Annotated in this window: 17 protein-coding genes; 11 read left to right on the top strand and 6 right to left on the bottom strand. The window is 72.2% G+C overall.

All coding sequences use genetic code 11. From position 1 onward, the window contains the following. Positions 1 to 63 precede the first annotated feature (63 nt). Entirely contained in the window at positions 64 to 810 is a 747-nt protein-coding gene (locus tag ACRX5W_RS27190) for a TIGR03089 family protein (protein WP_436790973.1), read from the bottom strand. A gap of 121 nt (positions 811 to 931) precedes the next feature. Here ACRX5W_RS27190 and ACRX5W_RS27185 point away from each other — a divergent pair, with 121 nt between their 5' ends. Continuing rightward, on the top strand, positions 932 to 1846 hold the full coding sequence (locus tag ACRX5W_RS27185; RefSeq protein ID WP_436790972.1) for a DNA-3-methyladenine glycosylase family protein: 915 nt from the start codon (positions 932 to 934) through the stop codon (positions 1844 to 1846). A 10-nt stretch (positions 1847 to 1856) separates the two neighbouring features. Here the strand turns inward: ACRX5W_RS27185 and ACRX5W_RS27180 are convergent, their stop codons facing one another. The 4 genes from ACRX5W_RS27180 to ACRX5W_RS27165 form a co-directional block, all read right to left on the bottom strand. After that, complete coding sequence (locus ACRX5W_RS27180) at positions 1857 to 3182, bottom strand: coenzyme F420-0:L-glutamate ligase (RefSeq protein WP_436790971.1); 1326 nt, start codon at positions 3180 to 3182, stop codon at positions 1857 to 1859. After that, positions 3179 to 4180: a 2-phospho-L-lactate transferase gene (cofD, locus tag ACRX5W_RS27175; RefSeq protein ID WP_436790970.1), complete on the bottom strand. Its 1002-nt coding sequence runs from the start codon at positions 4178 to 4180 to the stop codon at positions 3179 to 3181. The genes ACRX5W_RS27180 and cofD overlap by 4 nt, the downstream gene beginning before the upstream one ends. Before the next feature lie 297 nt (positions 4181 to 4477). Then, complete coding sequence (locus tag ACRX5W_RS27170; protein ID WP_436790969.1) at positions 4478 to 4900, bottom strand: rhodanese-like domain-containing protein; 423 nt, start codon at positions 4898 to 4900, stop codon at positions 4478 to 4480. After that, positions 4897 to 5463 carry a cysteine dioxygenase gene (locus ACRX5W_RS27165; protein WP_436790968.1) on the bottom strand — a complete coding sequence of 189 codons (567 nt, stop codon included), beginning with the start codon at positions 5461 to 5463 and terminating at the stop codon, positions 4897 to 4899. The genes ACRX5W_RS27170 and ACRX5W_RS27165 overlap by 4 nt, the downstream gene beginning before the upstream one ends. A gap of 1115 nt (positions 5464 to 6578) precedes the next feature. On the opposite strand from ACRX5W_RS27165, the gene ACRX5W_RS27160 reads away from it, so the two are divergent. The 3 genes from ACRX5W_RS27160 (at position 6579) to ACRX5W_RS27150 (ending at position 12370) form a co-directional block, all read left to right on the top strand. Continuing rightward, positions 6579 to 6860: a WhiB family transcriptional regulator gene (locus tag ACRX5W_RS27160; protein WP_436790967.1), complete on the top strand. Its 282-nt coding sequence runs from the start codon at positions 6579 to 6581 to the stop codon at positions 6858 to 6860. A 249-nt stretch (positions 6861 to 7109) separates the two neighbouring features. Next, complete coding sequence (locus ACRX5W_RS27155) at positions 7110 to 10913, top strand: glycosyltransferase (protein WP_436790966.1); 3804 nt, start codon at positions 7110 to 7112, stop codon at positions 10911 to 10913. Further along, positions 10910 to 12370, top strand: a complete 1461-nt coding sequence (locus ACRX5W_RS27150; protein WP_436790965.1) for a DUF5719 family protein — start codon at positions 10910 to 10912, stop codon at positions 12368 to 12370. Before ACRX5W_RS27155 ends, ACRX5W_RS27150 begins: the two co-directional genes overlap by 4 nt. Before the next feature lie 10 nt (positions 12371 to 12380). Here ACRX5W_RS27150 and ACRX5W_RS27145 read toward each other — a convergent pair whose 3' ends face one another. Then, positions 12381 to 12746: a metallopeptidase family protein gene (locus tag ACRX5W_RS27145; RefSeq protein WP_436790964.1), complete on the bottom strand. Its 366-nt coding sequence runs from the start codon at positions 12744 to 12746 to the stop codon at positions 12381 to 12383. 255 nt (positions 12747 to 13001) lie between these two features. Between ACRX5W_RS27145 and ACRX5W_RS27140 the strand changes: the two genes are divergently transcribed. The 7 genes from ACRX5W_RS27140 (at position 13002) to ahcY (ending at position 20655) form a co-directional block, all read left to right on the top strand. Further along, a complete protein-coding gene (locus ACRX5W_RS27140) occupies positions 13002 to 13379 on the top strand; it encodes a DUF3499 domain-containing protein (RefSeq protein WP_436790963.1) in 378 nt (125 codons plus the stop codon). A 288-nt stretch (positions 13380 to 13667) separates the two neighbouring features. Continuing rightward, positions 13668 to 15014, top strand: coding sequence for a phosphomannomutase/phosphoglucomutase (locus tag ACRX5W_RS27135; protein WP_436790962.1), 1347 nt, complete (start codon positions 13668 to 13670; stop codon positions 15012 to 15014). A gap of 260 nt (positions 15015 to 15274) precedes the next feature. Then, positions 15275 to 15493 (top strand): Trm112 family protein, encoded by a 219-nt coding sequence (locus tag ACRX5W_RS27130; protein ID WP_436790961.1) that lies wholly within the window; start codon positions 15275 to 15277, stop codon positions 15491 to 15493. Next, positions 15490 to 16680, top strand: a complete 1191-nt coding sequence (locus ACRX5W_RS27125) for an SIS domain-containing protein (protein ID WP_436790960.1) — start codon at positions 15490 to 15492, stop codon at positions 16678 to 16680. The genes ACRX5W_RS27130 and ACRX5W_RS27125 overlap by 4 nt, the downstream gene beginning before the upstream one ends. Before the next feature lie 2 nt (positions 16681 to 16682). After that, entirely contained in the window at positions 16683 to 17888 is a 1206-nt protein-coding gene (gene manA, locus ACRX5W_RS27120; RefSeq protein WP_436790959.1) for a mannose-6-phosphate isomerase, class I, read from the top strand. Positions 17889 to 18015: 127 nt separating this feature from the next. Further along, positions 18016 to 18978 carry a cation diffusion facilitator family transporter gene (locus ACRX5W_RS27115; RefSeq protein WP_436790958.1) on the top strand — a complete coding sequence of 321 codons (963 nt, stop codon included), beginning with the start codon at positions 18016 to 18018 and terminating at the stop codon, positions 18976 to 18978. A 237-nt stretch (positions 18979 to 19215) separates the two neighbouring features. Next, a complete protein-coding gene (ahcY, locus tag ACRX5W_RS27110; RefSeq protein ID WP_436790957.1) occupies positions 19216 to 20655 on the top strand; it encodes an adenosylhomocysteinase in 1440 nt (479 codons plus the stop codon). Positions 20656 to 20695 lie beyond the last annotated feature (40 nt).

Raw genomic sequence — 20695 nt, 5'->3', positions numbered from 1 at the left:
GTAGCCGCATGTCGCTGCGGCCGCGCCCGGCGGCTTTGCCGAGGCTCGAAAACCGGCCCGCCGTCAACCGTTCGTGTCCGCGATGGTCCGGGTGACCCGTTCGGTCGAGATCCGTCGTTCCAACGCCGAGGCGTCGAGGTTCCGGCACAGCACCACCGGCACCCCGGCCGCGAGCGGCGCCAGCAGGCCGGCCCGCAGCCCCTCCTCACGCGTGAACGGCAGCGCGGACAGCAGCCGGTCCCCGGGGCCCAGTTCCCACGACTTCGCGGCTTCCGCACCGAGCTCGGCCAACTCCGAGGCCGTGTACGTACGACCCTCCGACTCCAGTGCCGGATCGCCCGGCCCCGGCGCAACATAAGGAGTGAAACGGTCGCCGTGCCCGGCCACCTCCGCCGCGTAGTCGAGGAAGCCCGCAGGCGGCTCCGCGAACCGCGCCCCCATCGGCCGCAGCGCGAGCGCGACCCGCTCCCCGGTGCCGGCCCGGGCCTCGTCCAGCGTGTCCGGGCCCGAGATCACCAGGTCGGCATCCGAGGCAGCACCCCCCGGCACCACCACGAGACCCACCGACCAGCACGCCATCAGCCACACCTGGGTCTGCCAGTGCGCCGGAAGCAGGAGCGCGACGCGCTGCCCGGGTTCCGCCGACAGATCGTCCTGGAGCAGATTCGCGGTCTTGTTCACCCAGTTGTCGAACGTCGCGACGGAAAGCTCGACGCGCTCACCGGTCGCGTCGTCGTAAAAGGTCGTGAACGGGCGCGTGGCGTCACTCGCCATCGCGGCGCGCAAAAGCGTCACGGGAGTCTCGGGCATGGCCCAACTGTACGGAGCCCAACCGGCCCCCGGCCGCCGCGGTCGTTCCGAGCAGGCGGTCGGCGCGGCGGTGCTACCGTACGCCCCGTTCGGAGGGCCGCCGATCCGAGGAGAGTGCGCGGTGGAACTGACGCGCACCTGGCGTCCGCCGTACGAGCTCGACCTGCGGCTGACGCTCGGCCAACTCCAGCGCGGCAAAAGCGATCCCACTTACCGCACCGGTGCCGACGGCGCCGTCTGGCGCAGCGCGCGCACACCGGACGGCCCGTGCTCGCTGCGCATCACCGCCAACCGCGGCACCGGCGAGGTCACCGGGCAGGCGTGGGGGCCGGGCGCCGCATGGCAGCTCGACCGGTTCCCCGAACTCCTCGGCTCAGGCGACGACCCGGCCGGATTCCCCGCGCACCGGCACCCGCTCCTGCACGACGAGTTCCGCCGCCGCCCCGGGCTGCGCATGCCGCGCACCGGCCTGGTCGTCGCGGCGTTGATCCCGTCCGTCCTGGAGCAGAAGGTCACCACGATCGAGGCCCGCCGGGCGTTTCGGCTGCTGGTCCACTGGCACGGTTCCCCGGCCCCCGGGCCCGCGCCCGATGACCTCCGCGTCATCCCCGACACCGCGACGTGGGCCCGCATCCCGACGTGGGACTGGCACCGGGCCGGCGTCGACCACAAGCGCTCGCGGACCCTCATGGAAGCCCTCCGCGTCGCCGCCGCCCTCGAACGCACCGCGCAGCTCCCCAACGCCGAGGCGTCGCGGCTGCTGAAGCTCGTTCCGGGCATCGGCGTGTGGACCACCGCGGAGACCATGCAGCGCTCGCACGGCGACGCCGACGCGCTCTCCGTCGGCGATCTGCACCTGTGCGGCCAGGTTTCGTACGCCCTTACCGGCGCCCCCGGCGACGACGCGCGAATGCTCGAACTCCTGGAGCCGTTCCGCGGTCACCGGCACCGCGCCGCGCTGCTGATCCGCATGTCCGGAGTGCGTGTGCCGCGCCGCGCGCCCCGTTTCGCGCCACGCGACTTCAGCCGAATCTGAGGAACCCGCGCTACCGGACCACGATCACGTCGTCGTTCGAACGCGCGGGCCGGTCGCGAGGCGGCTCCGCGGGACGACCGATCGCGATTGCGCCCATCGGGTCCCACCCGTCGGGGAGGCCGAGAGTGGTCCGCACGGTGTCGCGGCAGAACATCGTCGAGCTGACCCACGCGGAGCCGAGCCCCTCGGTCGTCAGCGCGATGAGGAAGTTCTGCACCGCCGCACCCGCCGACACGACGAACATCTCGCGCTCGGCGGCGGCCCGGCGCGCGTCCGGGTAGGCGTGCGCCCCGTCGGTGACCAGGCACGGAACAGCGAGGAAAGGCGCGCCGCGCAGCACGTCCCCGCGGGCGACCCGCCGCGTGACCGCCTCTTCGTCGAAGCCGTCGGCGCGGAGGTCGCGGATCCACGCATCCCGCATCGCGTCGAGCAACTCCGCACGCGCGGAAGCGGATTCAAGCAGCACGAAACGCCACGGGACGGTGTGGTGCGGCGCCGGCGCGGTGATCGCCGCGTCGACCGCCCGCCGCACCGCGGCCGGGTCCACCGGCTCGGCGGTGAAAGCGCGGATCGTCCGCCGCGCGGCGACCGCGCGGGCCGCCCCTTCGCGCAACGCGTCGTCGGTGCCCAGCCGGAACATGTCGTCCGCCGAACTGCGCACCAGCGGCCGAACGCCCTCGCCGTCCGAGTCCGTGACCAGGTGTCCGAGCCCCCGTACGACGGCGACGGGCACCGCCCCGGCCTTGCCCTTGACCAGTTCGGCCGCGGACGCCAGCTCGTCGACGACGGCCGTCACGGTCACCGCCAGCTCGTTGCCGTGCGTGTCGCTGCGGCCCCGGTGGTCGTCGAGGGCGTCGAGGCCGGCGACGCCGATCGCGACGTCGGTCAGCCCCGTGCGCCACGGCCGGCCGAAGGTGTCCGAGACGACGATGCCGAGGCGGCACGAGGTTCGGGCGGCGAGCGAGGCACGCAGCGCGCGGGCCGAGGCGTCCGAATCCTCCGGTAGCAGGAGCAGCGTCCCCGGTTCCGTGTTCGACGCGTCGACACCGGCCGCCGCCATCACGAACCCGTGCCGGGTCTCGACGATGCGCGTGGCTCCGCGCCGGGCGACGACGCGCACGGCCTCGGAGTCGATCACCTTGTCACGGTCGACGCCCCGCAGCAGACGGCCCTCCGCCTTGCTGACGATCTTGGAGGTGACGACGAGGATGTCCCCGTCGCGCAGCCCCGGCCCGGCCGCCGCGGCGGTGGCGATCAGCTCCCCGAGGTCGTCGCCCTCGCGGACCTCCGGGATGCCGGGCAGACCGAGGACCTCGTAGTCACGCGGGGGGGTCATGCGCCGCCCTCCGCCCGCACGTCGGCGGCCATCGCGAGCGCGGCCCGGGCCATTTCGGCGGTCGTCTCGACGTCGGTCATCAGCAACGGGATGGCGCGGCAGGCGATACCGGCCTCCTCGACGGCCGAGACCGCGTCGGCGTCGCCGGTGTCCACCAGCCAGCCGTCGAGCAGGCCGGGGCCGTAGTGCCGGGCGACCGCGGCGGCGGAGCTCTCCACACCGACCGCCGCCAGCACCTTGTCGGCCATGCCCCGCACGGGCGCCCCGCCGATGATCGGCGACAGGCCGACGACGGGGGCCTCCGCCTCGACGAGGGCGTCCCGGATGCCGGGGACGGCCAGGATCGTGCCGATGCTCACGACCGGATTGGACGGCGGGAACAGGATCACGTCGGCTTCCGCGATCGCCCCGAGCACGCCCGGCGCCGGCTTGGCCTCCTCGACACCGACCGGAACGATGGCGTGCGCGGTGGGCTCGGCGCGCAGCTTGACCCAGTACTCCTGGAAGTGGATCGCCCGGCGGGCGCCCGGGTGTTCGGCCGCGGCGGGGCCGCCGATGTCCGCGGTGTCGACGACGACATGCGTCTCGACCCGGTCGTCCGACATCGGGATCAGGCGCACCCCCGGCTTCCACCGCGCGCACAGCGCCTCGGTCACCGCGCTGAGCGGGTAGCCGGCGCTCATCATCTGCGTGCGAACGATGTGTGTCGCATAGTCACGGTCACCGAGCCCGAACCACGTCGGTTCGACGCCGTACGCCTTCATCTCGTCGCGGATGCTCCACGTCTCGTCGCGGCGCCCCCAGCCCTGCTCCTCGTTGATGCCCTCGCCGAGGGTGTACATCACGGTGTCGAGGTCCGGGCAGACCTTGAGTCCGAACAAGTGGATGTCGTCGCCGGTGTTGCCGACGACTGTGATGTCCGCCTGGGGTTCCGCCGCCTTGAGGCCCCGCAGGAACCGTGCTCCGCCGATCCCGCCGGCCAGTACCACGATGCGCATGCGCCCCAGTCTCGCAGGCTCCCGGCGCCGGTCCGCCCATCGGGGCGGAAGGAAGCCTTCCGGGTGCGAACACGGTCCGCGGCCGAGGGCAGGCGGGCATGGACAGGCGCGCGCAGGCGGCCGGATCCCGCCGTACGACCGCGCCCGCGAGACCCGTCGCTCGAACACCCGCACGAGGATCTGCGCTTTTCCGGCTCGTGCACCGACCCGTCCCGGCACCCGCCTCGGCGCGGTTGGTCGGCACGCTCACGACACACCGACCAACCGCCCCGAGGCGCACACTGTCCGTCCGGCGCCTCAGTCCTCGACCGGCAGCCCCGCGGCCCGCCAGGCCTGGAATCCGCCGATGACGTCCGTCGCGCGGTCCAGTCCGAGGTCGAGCAGCGACGCCGCCGCGAGGCTCGACGCATATCCCTCGTCGCACAACACGATCACGCGCGTGTCGAAGCCGGTCGCCTCGGGCAGCCGGGCGTCGCCTTCGGGGTCGAACCGCCATTCGAGGTGGTTGCGTTCGACGATGAGGGCACCCGGGATGACGCCGTCCGCCGCGCGCTGCCCCGCGTTGCGGGTGTCCACGAGCACGGCTCCCGCGGCCGCCTCCGCGAAGGCCTCCTGCGGTGTGACCCGGGCAAGGCGCGAACGTGCCGACGCGAGCAACCGGTCCACGCTCGTCGGACGCTCCGGCTCCCCGCCGCAGGCCGCCTGCTCCGCCCCGCTCACCAGTGCTCCCCGGAACGCTCCACTCCCAGGCGCGGCAACGGTCCGTCTCCCGGCCGCCCCAGCGCCTCGTGGTCCGCGTCGTACATGTTCATCGCCGTCAGACGCGGCGCATACACGTGCACGCTGACGGCCGGCTCGGTGCCCATGTTGGTGACCTCGTGCACGTAGCTCGGACCGAAGGCGCGCGTGGCCCCGCGCCCGAGCACCCGTGCCCGGGCCCCGGCGCGCCGCAACGGCGTGACGACCAGCGAGCGTTCGTGGAGCTCCCCGGCGACCACGGTGAACACGCCGGACGAACCGCCGTGGTCGTGCAGTCCGGTGCCCTGCCCCGGGAGCCAGCTCAGCAGCCAGACCTCGTGGTCGTCGGCGGAGTGCAGGAGCCGGTACCACCGGGACACCGGGTCGTACCGGACGGTGTCGAGCGAGGCCGCGACTTCGGCGGCGTGCCTCGCGGCGAGACCGGCCAGCCGGGCGACCGTCGGGGTGGTGACGGGCGCGGGCGGGACGGCCAGACGTGGGGGTGCGGCGAGCGGGTCGCCGGCGACCGTGATGTCACTGGACATGCGCGGGAGGTCCTCGAAAACTGCGGCGCGACGTGAGCCGTCGGGCGGGGTGGACGAAACCCGGAAGAGCCGGGTGAGAGCCGGGGGAGCTGCGCGGAACTGCGTACGGAGGGCTGCCGGGCGCGGGCGGCGCCGCCGAGGGAGGCCCAGGGCAGGACGCGGTCCGCATCACACCGCGGACATCACCGCGGCTTCGTACCGGAGGCATGTGCCGGTCGTGTCCGGATCCGCCTGCTCGGCGGGGACGGAAGAAGGAGCCGGCCTCGGTCCCGTCAGCCCTGACAACACGTCAGACAGCGACAGTGACAGCGACAACACAGCGCAGCGTCGACCCTGCGGATGTCGGCGGGGCGACTCCGGAGCGGCATGCGGTGTGCTGGCATGCCGAAAAGGACACCCGCAACTGGGGTGGTCTGTCAACTCCGCATGAGGCGGCCGAGTGAGGGCACGTGTGGGATCGGGCGTCCTTCGCCGGAACGGGTGACGAGAATGCAGGAAGGATTCGAAACATGGGCATCAGGGGAGTGATTTCCTGACATGTCGCCGAGGGCATGTCCGAGAACCCCTGCCGGGGCCGTACGCCGGTCCCGGCGACTCTCCCGAACCTGGCGGCGCGGCTCGCTGTTACGCGGTCACGTGCCCGGTCATACCGGGTGCGGGCCGCGCGCCTGCCGGGCCCGGGCCCGCGACAGTGGCGCGGACCGACCCGACGGGATTCCCGGACGACGCTTCGGCGGGGTGCGTCGCGATGTTTGTGGTCTGTGACGTCGGTCATTCGGAAGGGAATTTCCCGCCGAGTCGGGAACCCCGGCGAGCGTTCGGCGCGTAGGTCCATTACGAGTCGGCATCGGATGGGTTGGACCGGATGGTGCTGTTGCGACCGACGCCAAGAGTCAACCGCCATATGGGTACTCAAGGTTGATTGAGATGTCCTGGTTTGTTGGAATACCTTCCAACTCGCGGGGTGGTGTGGTCCCCGGGAGTGAATCCAAGTCCCAATAGCAGAGCTTGGCTTGACGGGACAGTAATGACGCGCTTGTAATTTCACACATGCTGTGACCATTGCTGGTCACGGATAAATAACGGGGATGTAAAACGGGTCGAGGAGGCAGACGATGGGCGAGCTCTTGGAGCTGCTGGTCGAGGACGGTGTGGGCGGCGTCATCGAAGGAGAGGAGGAGCTGAGCTGGCAGGAGCGCGCGCTGTGCGCGCAGACTGACCCCGAGTCCTTCTTTCCGGAAAAGGGCGGTTCGACCCGAGAAGCCAAGAAGGTCTGCTTCTCCTGCGAAGTCCGCGACGAATGCCTTGAGTACGCCCTTGCCAACGACGAACGCTTCGGCATCTGGGGAGGATTGTCCGAGCGTGAGCGCCGCCGTCTGAAGAAGCGCGCCGTCTGACTCCTCGCACGTCCGCCGGCGCGGAACTCCCGGTTCCCGTGCCAAACACCGTGCAACGCCGACAACCTGACACACCATCGGATACGCCGCCGACGCGGCGTCCGAGAGGCCCGGGCCACCTGCCGAACCCGGGCCGGCATCACGGACCGCCCGGGCGCCCCGCGTGCGGTCGCGTAGTGTGGGGCCGTCCAGCCGGGTGCTGGATGATCTCCGCCGTCGCTCCCGAGCCCCCCGGGGTCCTTAGCCCTGATGCCACTTTTCACGCAACAGTCGGCCTACGCGCACGCGCCGGCGTACCCGAGACATGTCGTCACCGCGATCGTCGTCGCCCACGACGGCGCCCGATGGCTGCCCGGCACGCTCGCCGGACTCCTCGGCCAGGAAAGGCCCGTGCAACGGGTCGTGGCCGTCGACACCGGCAGCACCGACAACACGTCCCGGCTTCTCGAAGACGCCATCGGGCCCGCCTCGGTGATCCACGCCGACCGCCGCACGTCCTTCGGCGAGGCGGTCGCCGATGCCGTCGCCACCGTCCCGGTCGCGGACGCCGCGTCCCTTCCGTACGCGATCGACGGCTACGTCCCGCCGCCGGACCCCTACGGCTCCGACGACGGCTACCCCACCGGCCCGCGCTCCACCGAACTCGTCGAGTGGTTCTGGCTCCTGCACGACGACAGCGAGCCTGCTCCCGACGCCCTGCACCTGCTGCTGCGCGCCGCGGACGAATTGCCCTCCGCCGCCGTGCTCGGGCCCAAGATCCGGAGCTGGTACGACCGCCGCCAACTCCTCGAAGTCGGCACCACCATCGCCCGCAGCGGCCGGCGCTGGACCGGCCTCGAACGCCGCGAACAAGACCAGGGCCAGCACGACGCCGTGCGCGGCGTCCTGTCCGTCGGCAGCCCCGGCATGCTGGTGCGGCGCGACGTCTGGGAGAGCCTCGGCGGCTTCGACCCGCACCTGCCGTTCAGCCGCGACGACACCGACTTCGGCTGGCGCGTCAACGCCGCCGGACACCGCGTCGTCGTCGTTCCGGACGCCGTCATGCAGCACGCCGAAGCGGCCACCCGCGAGCGGCGTCCCATCGACTGCGCCGCCGACCGACCGCACCGCGTCGACCGGGCCGGCGCCGTCTACACGCTGCTGGCCAACGCTCCCGGCAAGACCGTGCCGTTCGTGTGGCTGCGGCTGTTCTTCGGCACCCTGGTCCGCGCGCTCGGCTATCTCGTCGGCAAGCTGCCCCGCATGGCGCTCGACGAGTTCGTCGGTGTCTTCTCCGTACTCCTGCGTCCCGGCCGGGTCATCTCCGGACGCCGCGCCCGAGGGCGCACGCGCGTCACCGACGACGCGGACTTCCGCGACCTGTTCCCACCGCGCGGCGCCAGCGTGCGGCAGGCGTTCGACCAGCTCGTCGGCAGCCTCAGCCGCCGCGTCGAGCCGGAGGGCGGCCGACGCAGCCGGAACAGCGTGCTGGAGAGCGGCCCCACGTCGGAGGAAGCCGAGGACCTCCAGGTCGAGAGCTTCGCCCGGTTCCGCGCGATCGCGCAACGGCCGGGCGTCGCGGTGAGCGTGCTCCTCCTCGCCGTCACCCTGATCGCGGCCCGCGACCTGCTCTTCGGCGGGCGCCTCACGGGCGGCGCGCTGCTGCCCGCCCCCGACTCGGCCGGTGACCTGTGGGGGCGTTTCACCGAAAGCTGGCACGGCGTCGGCCTCGGCGGCGACACCACCGCACCCCCCTACCTCGCCCTCGTCGCGGCCCTGGGCACCGTGCTCTTCGGCAGCGCGTCCACCGCCGTCAGCGTGCTGCTCATCGGCAGCGTGCCGCTGGCCGGCGTCACCGCTTACCTGTGCGCGCGCAAACTCGTGCCCAACACCGCCGTCCGCGCGTGGGGCTCGGCCGTCTACGCGCTGATGCCCGTCGCGACCGGCGCCATCGCCCAAGGACGCATCGGTACCGCCGCGGTCCTCGTGCTGGCGCCGATCCTCGCCCGCTGTGCCGTGCAGGCCGTCGGGCTCGGCGGACTGGCCGCGTCGTGGCGCGCCGCGTGGGCCACCGGACTCGTCCTCGCCATGGCCACTGCTTTCGTCCCCCTCACCTGGGTCATCGCGGCCGTGCTCGGGGTCGCCGCGATTCCCGCCGCGCACTTCGCCGGAGACCTCGGCGCGCGCCTTGTCCTGCGCGTCGGTGTAGCGCTGGCCGTGCCGCTCGTGCTGCTCATGCCGTGGACCCCGGAACTCCTGCACGGCGACCGGCTGTTCCTCGAACCGGGCCTGGCGACCGACGGTCTTGCCGAACGCGGCACCAACCCCGTCGGCCTCATGCTCCTCGACCCGGGCGGCCCCGGCACCATCCCCGCCGTCGTCGGTGCGGGCGTCCTGCTCGCGGCACTCGCCGCGCTGTTGCGCGACTCCCGCCGCCGCGCCGTGCTCACCGCATGGGCGGTCGCCGTGGTCGGCCTGCTCGTCGCGGTCGTCGTCAGCCGCCTCGAAGTCACACCCGCGGTCGGCACGGACGCCGTCCCCGCCTGGCCCGGGGTGGCCACCATCGCCGTCGGGCTCGGCTACGTCGCCGCCGCCATGGTCGGTGCCGAGGACGCCCGCGCCCGGGTGGCCGCAAGCAGCTTCGGCTGGCGGCAGCCCGCCTCTCTCGTCGTCGCCGTGATCGCCGGGCTCGCCCCCGTCGCCGCGGCCGGCGCGTGGCTCTGGCAGGGCGCGTCCGGTCCGCTCGACCGCCAAGGCGGCCCGTACCTCCCGGCCTTCATCGCGTCCGACAACTCCAGCCCCGACCGGGCGCGCACGCTCGTGCTGCGAACGGACCCGACAGGCGCGGTCACCACGACGCTCGTGCGCGGCAGCGGGGTGTACCTCGGCGACGCCGACACCGCCCCGGACGCCGCGGACAACAAGGGCCTCGAAGACTACGTCGCGGCCTTCCTGTCCGGCACCGGCAGCGCCGACACCAACGGGCTGTCCGCCTTCGCGATCCGCTACATCCTGCTGCAACCGCCGGCCGACGCCGCGCTGGCGACCCGGCTCGACGGCACCCCGGGCCTCCTGCGCAAGTCCGCCGAGAACGGCACCATGCTGTGGCAGGTGGAGGGCGTGAACGCCCGCGTCACCATCGAGTCCGAGGGCAAGATCGTCCCGGTCGCCTCGGGCACCGACGACGTCTCCGCGCGCATCGATCCCGGAGCGGGCGAACGCGTGCTGCGGCTCGCGGAGCCCCGCGACTCCGGGTGGAAGGTCACGCTCGACGGACAGCCGCTGCCCCGCCGTACGGTCGAGGGGTGGGGCCAAGCCTTCACGCTGCCGGCGGACGGCGGCCACCTGAAGATCACGTACGAGGGCGGCAGCCGCGGCATGTGGCTGGCCGTCGAGGGCGTCGCCCTGCTCGTCGTGGTCGTCCTGGCCCTGCCCGCCCGGCGGCGCGGCAACGACGACGACCTGCCGGAGACTGCCGGTGCCCCGGGCAGCGCCTCGGCCGCGCCCATCGTGCCCGGCAGCCGGCGCGCACGCCGTGTGCAGGCCGCCGAGGCCGCGAACGGGGCGCAGACCGAGCCCTCGGTGTCGGACACCGGCTCGCTGTTCGTGCCCGCGCAGCCCGCCGCCGACACGAACTCGGCCGCGCAGCCGGACGATTGGGACGACCTCGGCCAGTACGTGCGCGGATACCAGCCGCGCGAAGGCGCGTTGCGCACCGACTACGACGATCCCCCGCAGGGCGGCGAACAGCCCATGGGCGCGTACGGCGAAGCGGCGTACGCACCGAGCGGCTACGACGCGCAGGGCGCCTACCCCGGAACGCCGTACCCGGAGGGCTACGGCACGCCCGACTACGGCGACGCCGGCTACGACCAAGGCGCGTACGGCGGTTCCGGCTACCAGACGCCCGGATATCCCACTCCCGCACAAGGCACCGGGGTGTACGACCAGAACGGCAACCCCGTCCACCCCTTCACGGAAGACGGCACCGACCCCGCGGCGCAGGGCCGCCCGCCCGGCCCCGACGACTCCTGGCCCCCGCAGCAGCCGCCCCGACCCGGAGGCAACCGGTGAAGCGCACGACCTTGTCCCTCGTCGTCGCGGTTGCCGTGCTCGCGCTCATCGTCGGCGCCGCCACCTGGACGCGCCCGTCGTCGAGCCAGGCCACCGAATCGGCGCCGCCCGGGCAGGTGCCGATCCAGCGCGCCGAGGCGGTCTGTCCGCAGATCCGCGGCGGCCAGGGCGGCACCGCGACCGCGTACACCGCGTTCACCCCGTCGGGCACCGCGGGCGCCACCGGCGGAAAGGCCGTGCTGACCGAGGTCGCCGATGCCGCGAAGACCCGCGGCTCGGTCGAGGCACCCGGCCGCCTCGGCGGCGCCGACGTCACCGAGCCCGAGGTCCCCGCCCTCGCCTGGGAGGCGACCGACGCCTTCGCGCCCGGTTTCACGGCCCAGTCCACCTCGAAGGTCACCATCGGCGCGGGCCGCGGCCTGTCCGGTGCGGTCTGCCGGGAACCCGCCACCGACCATTGGTTCGTCGGGACCTCGACCGCCCAGGACCGCGAGGCGTACCTGTACCTGACCAACAGCACTGATGTCGCCGCGCAGATCGACGTCGAGCTGTACGGCCCCGACGGGGAAGTAGTGACCGAAGGTGTGCAGAGCCTGACGTTCGCCCCCGGCGAGTCGCAGAACATCCGGCTCAAAACCCTCAAGCCCGACCTTGGGGTGGCCGCCGTGCACGTGCTGGCCCGTTCGGGACGCATCGCCGCCGCCGTCCGCGACCAGCAGGGCACCGCGGGCACCGACTGGCTGCCGCAGGCGGGCCGACCGGGCCGGACGTTCGTCGTCCCCGGGATCCCGGAGGACGCCTCGAACGTCCGCCTCGTGGTGTTCGGCGCGAGTGACACCGACACCGAGGTCGGCATCGAGGTGGCAGGCAAGGCAAGCACGTTCAAGCCCGCGGGGATGGAATCCGTGACCGTCAAGCGCGGCCGGGTCGCCGAAGTGGACCTCGGCGGGATCACCAAGGGCGAGGCGTCCGCGATCAAGCTCACCGCCGAACGCGCCGACATCCTGGCCGGCGTCCGCGTGACGCGCGGCACCGGCGACGCGACCGAGGTCGCGTACCTCGCCCCCACCCCGGAGCTCACCGGCCGCGCCGTCCTGGCCGACAACCGGGCCGGCGGCACTCAGGCCTCCGTCGTGTATCTGACGGCCCCTCGGGAAACCGGGCGCGTACGGCTCACCACGACCGACGGCACGACCCCCGCGACCGCCGAGGTCGAGGTACCGGGCGGCACCACCGTCGCGGTGCCGGTTCCGGTCCCCGCCAATGCCGCCAAGTTCGCGCTGGTCGTGGAGCCGCTGCCCGGCTCCGCACCGGTCCACGCCGCCCGCATGCTCGCCGAACAGGTCGACAAGATTCCGATGTTCACGGTCCAGGGGATGACCGCTGCCCATGAGACGGTCGCTCTGCCGAGCGTGCACGGTGACATCGCGATCATGGTGCCGACGAAGAAGCAGTGACCGTCGGCGGTCAGTCGTCGGGGTCGACCGTCTCCGGGTCCAGGCCCAGCAGGTCGGCGACCTGCTCCACGAGGATGTCGTGAACCAGCATCTCCAACTCGCTGCGGCTCTCCGCACGCAGCTCCAGAGGACGCCGGTACAAGATGATCATGGCCGCGTCGGTGGCGGTCGCCGGCACCATCCGGCCCAGCGCCACCGGCTCGTCGGCAAGCAGCTCCGTCTCCGCCTCGGGCACGTCCAACACCGCGAAGCGCACCCGCTCCAGCTCCGGCCAGCGCTTGGTGAGGCGCTCGACCGAATCGGACGCGAGGTCGTCGAACTTCTCCGCCCGCGTCAACGCGATCGGAACAGGGCGCGGGGCCAACGGACCGCGCATGCCCCGGCCGTGCCGGTCGCGCCGTCGCCGCCGCGGGGGGCGATCGTTGCGGGACGGACCCGCGGAGTGCTCACTGTGCACGCAACCGAGCATAGGGGCTGCCCGGGCAGGCCCACCGAGCCCCGCCGCCGAGCGTCGGGAAGCGGCCAAACCGGCAGGTGAGAGGCCGAAAATGCACGTTGGGCGGCGACACGTGCCCGCCACGTGGGGCGTAAGTGACCCGTGGCTGCCCGTGTTGCGGTACCGTCCATCCCCGTGAGCCCTGTACGTCGCTGTTCGCGGACTGCATGCGGTCGCCCTGCGGTCGCGACGCTGACGTACGTCTACGCGGACTCCACGGCGGTGCTCGGCCCCCTTGCGACGTACGCCGAACCCCACTGCTACGACCTGTGCGCGGAGCATTCCGAACGACTGACCGCCCCGCGAGGCTGGGACGTCGTGCGACTCGCCCCCGACCCGGCCGCGGGCAAGCCCAGCAGCGACGATCTGGAAGCGCTCGCCAACGCGGTGCGCGAAGCCGCGCGCCCGCCGCGGCAGCCCCGGCAACCCGCCCCCGAATCGATGGACCGCGCCGCGCCGTCCGACGTCGGCCGCCGCGGGCACCTGCGGGTCCTCAGATCGCCCGATTCCTGACCACGTCGCGACGGTTCCCCGAACCGGAATCCCCGACGAGAAATCGGAGGGCACTTTTCGGTCGCATCGGGCCTCCGGCGCGCCGTCACCCGACACCCGGTCAGCCACGACCGGAGGCCGTCCGACGATAGGGTTTGCCCAGGGCGTGTCTGGTGGACCCCTTCGGACCAGCCCGCGCGGTGCGGTGCGTGTGAGCGCAAGGCGCGGGCCCGGAGCGATCCACGAGACATGCCCTGGCCCCGCAAGGGGCCCGGCCAGCGGACAAGCGGACAACGAAGCGGAGCCCCGGTGCGCGACCTCTCCCAGATCGTCAAGGCCTACGACATCCGGGGCGTGGTCCCCGACCAGTGGGACGCGGACACCGCCCGCGCTCTCGGCGCCGCGTTCGTCGAGGTCACCGGAGCCGACGCGATCGTCGTCGGCCGCGACATGCGCCCGAGCTCGCCCGGTCTCTCCCGGGCCTTCGCCGAAGGCGCCGCGAGCCGGGGCGCCGACGTCACCGAGATCGGGCTCGCCTCCACCGACGAGCTGTACTACGCCAGCGGCAGCCTCGACCTGCCCGGCGCGATGTTCACCGCGAGCCACAACCCCGCGCAGTACAACGGCATCAAGATGTGCCGTGCCGGAGCCTCGCCCATCGGCCAGGACACCGGTCTCTCGGCGATCCGCGAACTCGCCGAGAAGGGCCTGCCCGACCGCGACGGCAAGCCCGGCACCATCACCGAGCAGGATGTCCTGCCCGGGTACGCCGAATATCTGCGCTCGCTGGTCGACCTCACCGCGATCCGGCCGCTCAAGGTCGTGGTCGACGCCGGCAACGGCATGGGCGGCCACACCGTCCCCGCGGTCCTGGACGGCCTGCCGCTCGACGTCATCCCCATGTACTTCGAGCTCGACGGCACCTTCCCCAACCACGAGGCCAACCCGCTCGACCCGAAGAACATCGTCGACCTCCAGGCCAAGGTGCGCGAGACCGGCGCCGACATCGGCCTCGCCTTCGACGGCGACGCCGACCGCTGCTTCGTGGTGGACGAGAACGGCGACCCGGTGTCGCCGTCCGCGATCACCGCGCTGGTCGCGGTCCGCGAGCTGGAGAAGCACCCGGGCGCGACGATCATCCACAACCTGATCACGTCGTCCGCAGTCCCCGAGATCGTCCGCGAACACGGCGGCACGCCCGTGTGCACGCGCGTGGGCCACTCCTTCATCAAGCAGGAGATGGCCGTCACCGACGCCGTTTTCGGCGGCGAGCACTCGGCGCACTACTACTTCCGCGACTTCTGGCGCGCGGACACCGGCATGCTCGCCGCGATGCACGTGCTCGCCGCACTCGGCGGCCAGGACGGCCCGCTGTCGCTGCTGGTCCGCGACTACGAGCGGTACGTCGCCTCCGGCGAGATCAACAGCCAGGTCGCCGACCAGGCCGCCGCGACCGAGAAGGTCCGCGCGGCGTACGCCGGCAAGCCGGGCATCGTCGTCGACGACATGGACGGCATGACCATCGGCGGCGACGACTGGTGGTTCAACCTCCGCCCGTCCAACACCGAACCGCTGCTCCGCCTGAACGTCGAGGCCAAGGACACCGCCACCATGGAGGCGCTCCGCGACGCGGTGCTGGCGCTGATCAGGGGCTGAGGGACCACAGCGACGAGCAGCCGCGTCGAGCCGGCCGGGAACAGGGGGAGGACCACGGCTGCCCGAGGACCCGCCCCTTCGGGGGTGGGGAGCGGGCCGCCCCGAGGGAGTCGATCTCCGTCGTCGGCTGAGGCCCGCGGCGCCCTCGAAAGTGGTCTCATGGATCCGTCAGTAGGGTGTGACGTCGGCCGGCCGCCCCAGGGCCCCGGCCGTCCCGCTCGTCACACCCGTCCCACCCCGCCGTCCCCTGTGGAGAAGCCTTGAAGCTCGACAACCCGCTCCTGGCGGTCTTCGCGTGCCCGGTGTGCCACGCCCCGTTGCGCGCCGACGCCGACGCGGGTGAGCTTGTGTGCGTTTCGGACACCTGCGGCCTGGCCTACCCGGTCCGCGACGACATCCCCGTCCTGCTGGCGGACGAGGCACGGCGCCCCGACGCCCGCGACCTCGGGCACGGCGACGCCGGGAGTGCCCCGGCATGATCCCCGTCGACGAGGAACTGCTCGACGACGCCGAGGGACTCGGCCGCGCCGACACCGGCCGGTGCCTTCTGACACTGGCGGGCGCCGGTGCGCAGGTGCGCCGCGCCTCGTGGGCGGTCGCCGAGGCCGGGCTGCGGACCGCGGCCCACGGCGACCGGCCGCGCACGATCGCCGTCGCGGTCGCCCCGCACTGCGGCCCGGTCGTCCGCTCCCTCGCCGCGCTCACCGCGCCCGCGGCGGCCGTGCCGGTCGTCGAGGTCTCCGGCGACATACTGCCCGGCTGGATCGGACCGCTCGACCTGCTCGTCCTCGCCGGGCCCAAGGGCGACGAGCAGGCGCTTCTCGCGCTGGTCCGGCAGGCGTACCGGCGCGGCTGCGGCGTCGCGGTCGTCGCTCCCGAGGGGTCTTCGCTCGACGCGGCGGCCGAACAGGTGCGCGGCCTGCGCCTGCACACGTCGGCGCCGGCGGCGGGCGCGCCCGACCGCGTGGTCGCCCGCGACGCGTTCTGGCCGCTGCTCGGCGGCCTGCTGGCGCTCGCCGGGTCGTACGGGGTCGGCGCTTACGGCCCCGGTGACTCGTTCGACGCGCTCGCCGACCGGCTCGACGCGGTGGGGATCCGTTGCCGGCCGGCGGCCGAGACGTATCTGAACCCCGCGAAAGCCCTCGCCCTCGACTTGTCCGGCGCGGTGCCGATCATCTGGGGCACCGGGCCCGTCATGGGCGTCGCGGCGGCCCGCTTCGCCGCCGCGCTGACGTCCGTCGCGGGCCTGCCCGCGCTGCACGGGACGCTGCCGGACGCGGCGGTCGACTCCGGAAACCTGTTCGACGGGGCGCTCGGCCGAGCCTCCGGCGATTCGGACGATTTCTTCCGCGACCGCGTCGAAGACACCGAGCCGATGCGCCTGCACCCCGTTTTGTTGGTGGACGACGACGCTCCGGGCGCGCGCCGGCAGGTCGACCTGGTACGCCGCCTCGCCCTCGACCTCTCACTTCCCTTCAACGAGATCACCGCCGAGGGGCCCGACCCGCTCGCCCGGTTCGGCGAGGTCGTGGCGCTCGGTGACTTCGCGGCCGTCTACCTCGCCGTCACCACGGGGCACGACACCGGATCCGTCGGCACCTTCGACAGCTTCGACGCGCTCAGCGCGTCCGACCCGGACGCCGGCCGCGAAGACGGGGGCGGCTAGCGATGGACCGCCTCGTCAACCGGGTCCGCGTCTCCACGTGGGGGTCGACGACCGCGATTCCCGCACTGCTCGGCGTACCGCCGACCGGCGAACCGCAGGCCGAGCTGTGGATGGGGGCGCACCCGGGCGATCCCTCCCGGATCGACCGCGGTGACGGGCCGCGCTCCCTGGCCGACGTCATCGCCGAGGCGCCCGAGCGCGAGCTCGGCGCCGGAACCGCGGCCCGTTTCGGGCCGCGCCTGCCGTTCCTGCTCAAGGTGCTCGCCGCCGAACAGCCCCTGTCGCTCCAAGTGCACCCCAATCCGGCGCAGGCCGCCGCCGGCTTCGCGGACGAAGAGGCCCGGGGCGTGCCGCTCGGTGCGCGGTTCCGCAACTACTGCGACGCCAGCCACAAACCCGAACTCGCTTGTGCGCTCGGTGACTTGGAAGCCCTGTGTGGGTTCCGCGAGGTCGGCGAAACGGTCGAGCTGCTCGATCTGCTCGCGGTCCCCGAACTGCAACCGTGCATCGACGCGCTGCGCAAGGAGTCCGAGGCCGAGGGCCTGCGCGTCGCCATGACACACGCGCTCACGCTGCCCGACAACCGGCGCGCGATCGTGGTCGGCGAGGTCGCCGCCGCGTGCCTGCGGGTCGCGGAGGCCGCGTCGCCGTTCGCCGCGGCCTGCCTGGCGGTCGCGGACCTGGCCCGGCGGCACCCGGCCGACCCGGGGGTGGTCGCGGCGCTGCTGCTCAACCACGTACGCCTGACGCGCGGTCAGGCGGTGTATTTCGCCGCCGGATTGCCGCACTCGTACCTGCGCGGCGTCTTCGTCGAAATCCTCGCCAACTCCGACAACGTCCTGCGCTGCGGACTCACCGACAAGCACATCGACATCGCCGAGCTGCTGCGCGTCCTGGAGTTCCGGGCCGGGCCGGTCGACGTGCTCGACCCCGTCGAAGGCGACCGCGGCGAACAGGTCTACCCCACCCCCGTGCCGGACTTTCGGCTGTCGCGTTTCGAACTCGACGGCGGTCCCGCCCGCATCGTCGACGCGGAAGCGCCGCAGATCCTGCTGTGCACCGACGGCGCCGCCGTCCTGTCGGACGGGCGCGGGGACGAACTCGACCTGCTGCGCGGGCAGTCCGTCTACATCCCGGCCGAGGACCCGCCGCTGACCCTCGGCGGCACCGCGACCGTGTTTCGCGCCACCGTGCCCGGACAGGGTTGATCCCGGGACGGATCGACATGGTCGTCGGGAACTTCACCCCCCGGTGCCGTGCCGGTGACACAATGACCGCCGCGATGCCCGGTCCGGACGATTGATCGAGAGATCTCGCTTGATGAGGCGGTAAAGCATGAGTGCGGGTGGCGGTACCAAGGCGGTTGTCGCGGCGTTGTTCGCCAACCTCGGCATCGCGGTCGCCAAGTTTGTGGCCTTCGCGTTCACACGCTCGTCGTCGATGCTCGCCGAGGGCGTCCACTCCCTCGCCGACTCCGGCAACCAGGTCCTGCTGCTCGTCGGCGGCAAACGCGCGCAGCGCGAGGCGACCCCGCTGCACCCCTTCGGCTACGGCCGCGAACGCTACATCTACGGCTTCCTCGTCTCGATCGTGCTGTTCTCCATCGGCGGCATGTTCGCGATCTACGAGGGCTACGAGAAGATCGCCCACCCGCACGAGCTCAAGAGCTGGTACTGGGCGGTCGGCGTACTCGTCTTCGCGATCATCCTGGAGACCTTCTCCTTCCGCACCGCGATCCACGAGTCCAACGCCGTGCGGGGCCGGCTGTCCTGGCCGCAGTTCGTCCGCCGGGCCAAGTCCCCCGAACTGCCCATCGTGCTGCTGGAAGACCTCGGTGCCCTGGTGGGCCTCTTCCTCGCGCTCTTCGGCGTCGGTCTGACCGTCATCACCGACGAACCCGTGTGGGACGGCATCGGCACTCTGTGCATCGGCATCCTGCTCGTCGCCATCGCGATCGTCCTCGCGCTGGAGACCCGCAGCCTGCTCCTCGGCGAGGCCGCGGACCTCGACACCGTCCGGGCCATCGAGGCGGCCATGGTCGACGGCGAAGAAGTCGAGCGCATCATCCACATGCGCACGCTCCACCTCGGACCCGAAGAGCTGCTGGTCGCCGCGAAGATCGCGGTCAACGCGCGGGACACGGCCGCCGAGGTGGCCGACGCGATCGACAACGCGGAAGGCCGTGTACGCGCTGCGGTGCCGATCGCCCGGGTCATCTACCTGGAGCCGGACATCTACCGCGAACCCGCGCAGACCCCCGAAGCCGGGCAGGCCACCGGGCCGAAAGCGACCTCCTGACCGTCCCCGGAACAGTGCTAACGTCGTGTGCGGCAAGGCGGAACACAGTCGCTGCGGACGGCAGTCAGCACCGCGTCGGGGACGAGTAACGGATCCTGCGGGCGGTATGAGGGCAGAGGGCTTCCGACTGGACCGCGCCGGAGAGTGGTGTGCGTTTTCGCGTGCCCGTATCCGTCGCGTCCCGGAACCACATCACTTCTGACCTTCGACAGCAACGCACCGCGGAGGACCCGCCACATGGCATTCACCGACTTCAAGGTCGCCGATCTCTCGCTCGCTCCGTTCGGCCGCAAGGAAATCCAGCTCGCCGAACACGAGATGCCGGGCCTCATGGCCATCCGCAAGGAGTACGCCGAGGCCCAGCCGCTGGCCGGCGCCCGCATCATGGGCTCGCTGCACATGACCGTGCAGACCGCCGTGCTCATCGAGACCCTCGTCGCCCTCGGCGCCGACGTCCGATGGGTCTCCTGCAACATCTTCTCGACCCAGGACCACGCCGCTGCCGCGATCGCGGTCGGCCCGAACGGCACCGTCGACGACCCCCAGGGCGTCCCGGTGTTCGCCTGGAAGGGCGAAACGCTCGAAGAGTACTGGTGGTGCACCGAGCAGGCGCTCAACTGGCCGGGCCACGAGGGCCCCAACATGATCCTCGACGACGGCGGCGATGCCACCCTGCTCGTGCACAAGGGCGTCGAGTTCGAGAAGGCCGGGGCTGTACCCGAGGTCGGACCGGACGACTCGGAGGAGTACGCGGTCATCCTCGGCCTGCTGCGCCGCAACCTCGCCGAGAACCCCAACAAGTGGACCGCGATGGCCCCGCACATCAAGGGCGTCACCGAGGAGACCACCACCGGCGTGCACCGCCTGTACGAGATGTTCCGGGACGGAACGCTGCTCTTCCCGGCCATCAACGTCAACGACTCGGTCACCAAGTCGAAGTTCGACAACAAGTACGGCTGCCGCCACTCCCTGATCGACGGCATCAACCGCGCCACCGACGTCCTCATCGGAGGCAAGGTCGCCGTCGTGTGCGGCTACGGCGACGTCGGCAAGGGCTGCGCGGAGTCGCTGCGCGGCCAGGGCGCGCGCGTCATCGTCACCGAGATCGACCCGATCTGCGCACTCCAGGCCGCGATGGACGGCTACCAGGTCACGACGCTCGAAGACGTCGTCGAGACCGCCGACATCTTCATCACCACGACCGGCAACAAGGACATCATCATGGCGTCGCACATGGCGCGGATGAAGCACCAGGCGATCGTGGGCAACATCGGCCACTTCGACAACGAGATCGACATGGCCGGGCTCGCGAGGATCCCCGGCATCGTCAAGGACGAGGTCAAGCCGCAGGTCCACACCTGGACCTTCCCCGACGGCAAGGTGCTCATCGTGCTGTCCGAGGGCCGCCTGCTCAACCTCGGCAACGCCACGGGCCACCCGAGCTTCGTGATGTCGAACAGCTTCACGAACCAGACGATCGCGCAGATCGAACTGTTCACGAAGACGTCCGAATACCCGGTCGGCGTATACGTGCTGCCCAAGCACCTGGACGAGAAGGTCGCGCGGCTGCACCTGGACGCGCTCGGGGTCAAGCTGACCGAGCTCACGGAGGAGCAGGCGGCTTACATCGGCGTGCCGGTCGAGGGCCCGTACAAGTCGGACCACTACCGCTACTAGCCGGCGGGTGCCGACCGGCGGCCCGCCCGCCGGTCGGCAC

This window comes from Yinghuangia sp. YIM S10712 (assembly GCF_051388935.1).
In the GTDB taxonomy this organism is placed as follows: domain Bacteria; phylum Actinomycetota; class Actinomycetes; order Streptomycetales; family Streptomycetaceae; genus Yinghuangia.
The sequence above is the reverse complement of the archived record's forward strand: the minus strand, read 5'-3'. Positions and strand labels throughout refer to the sequence as shown.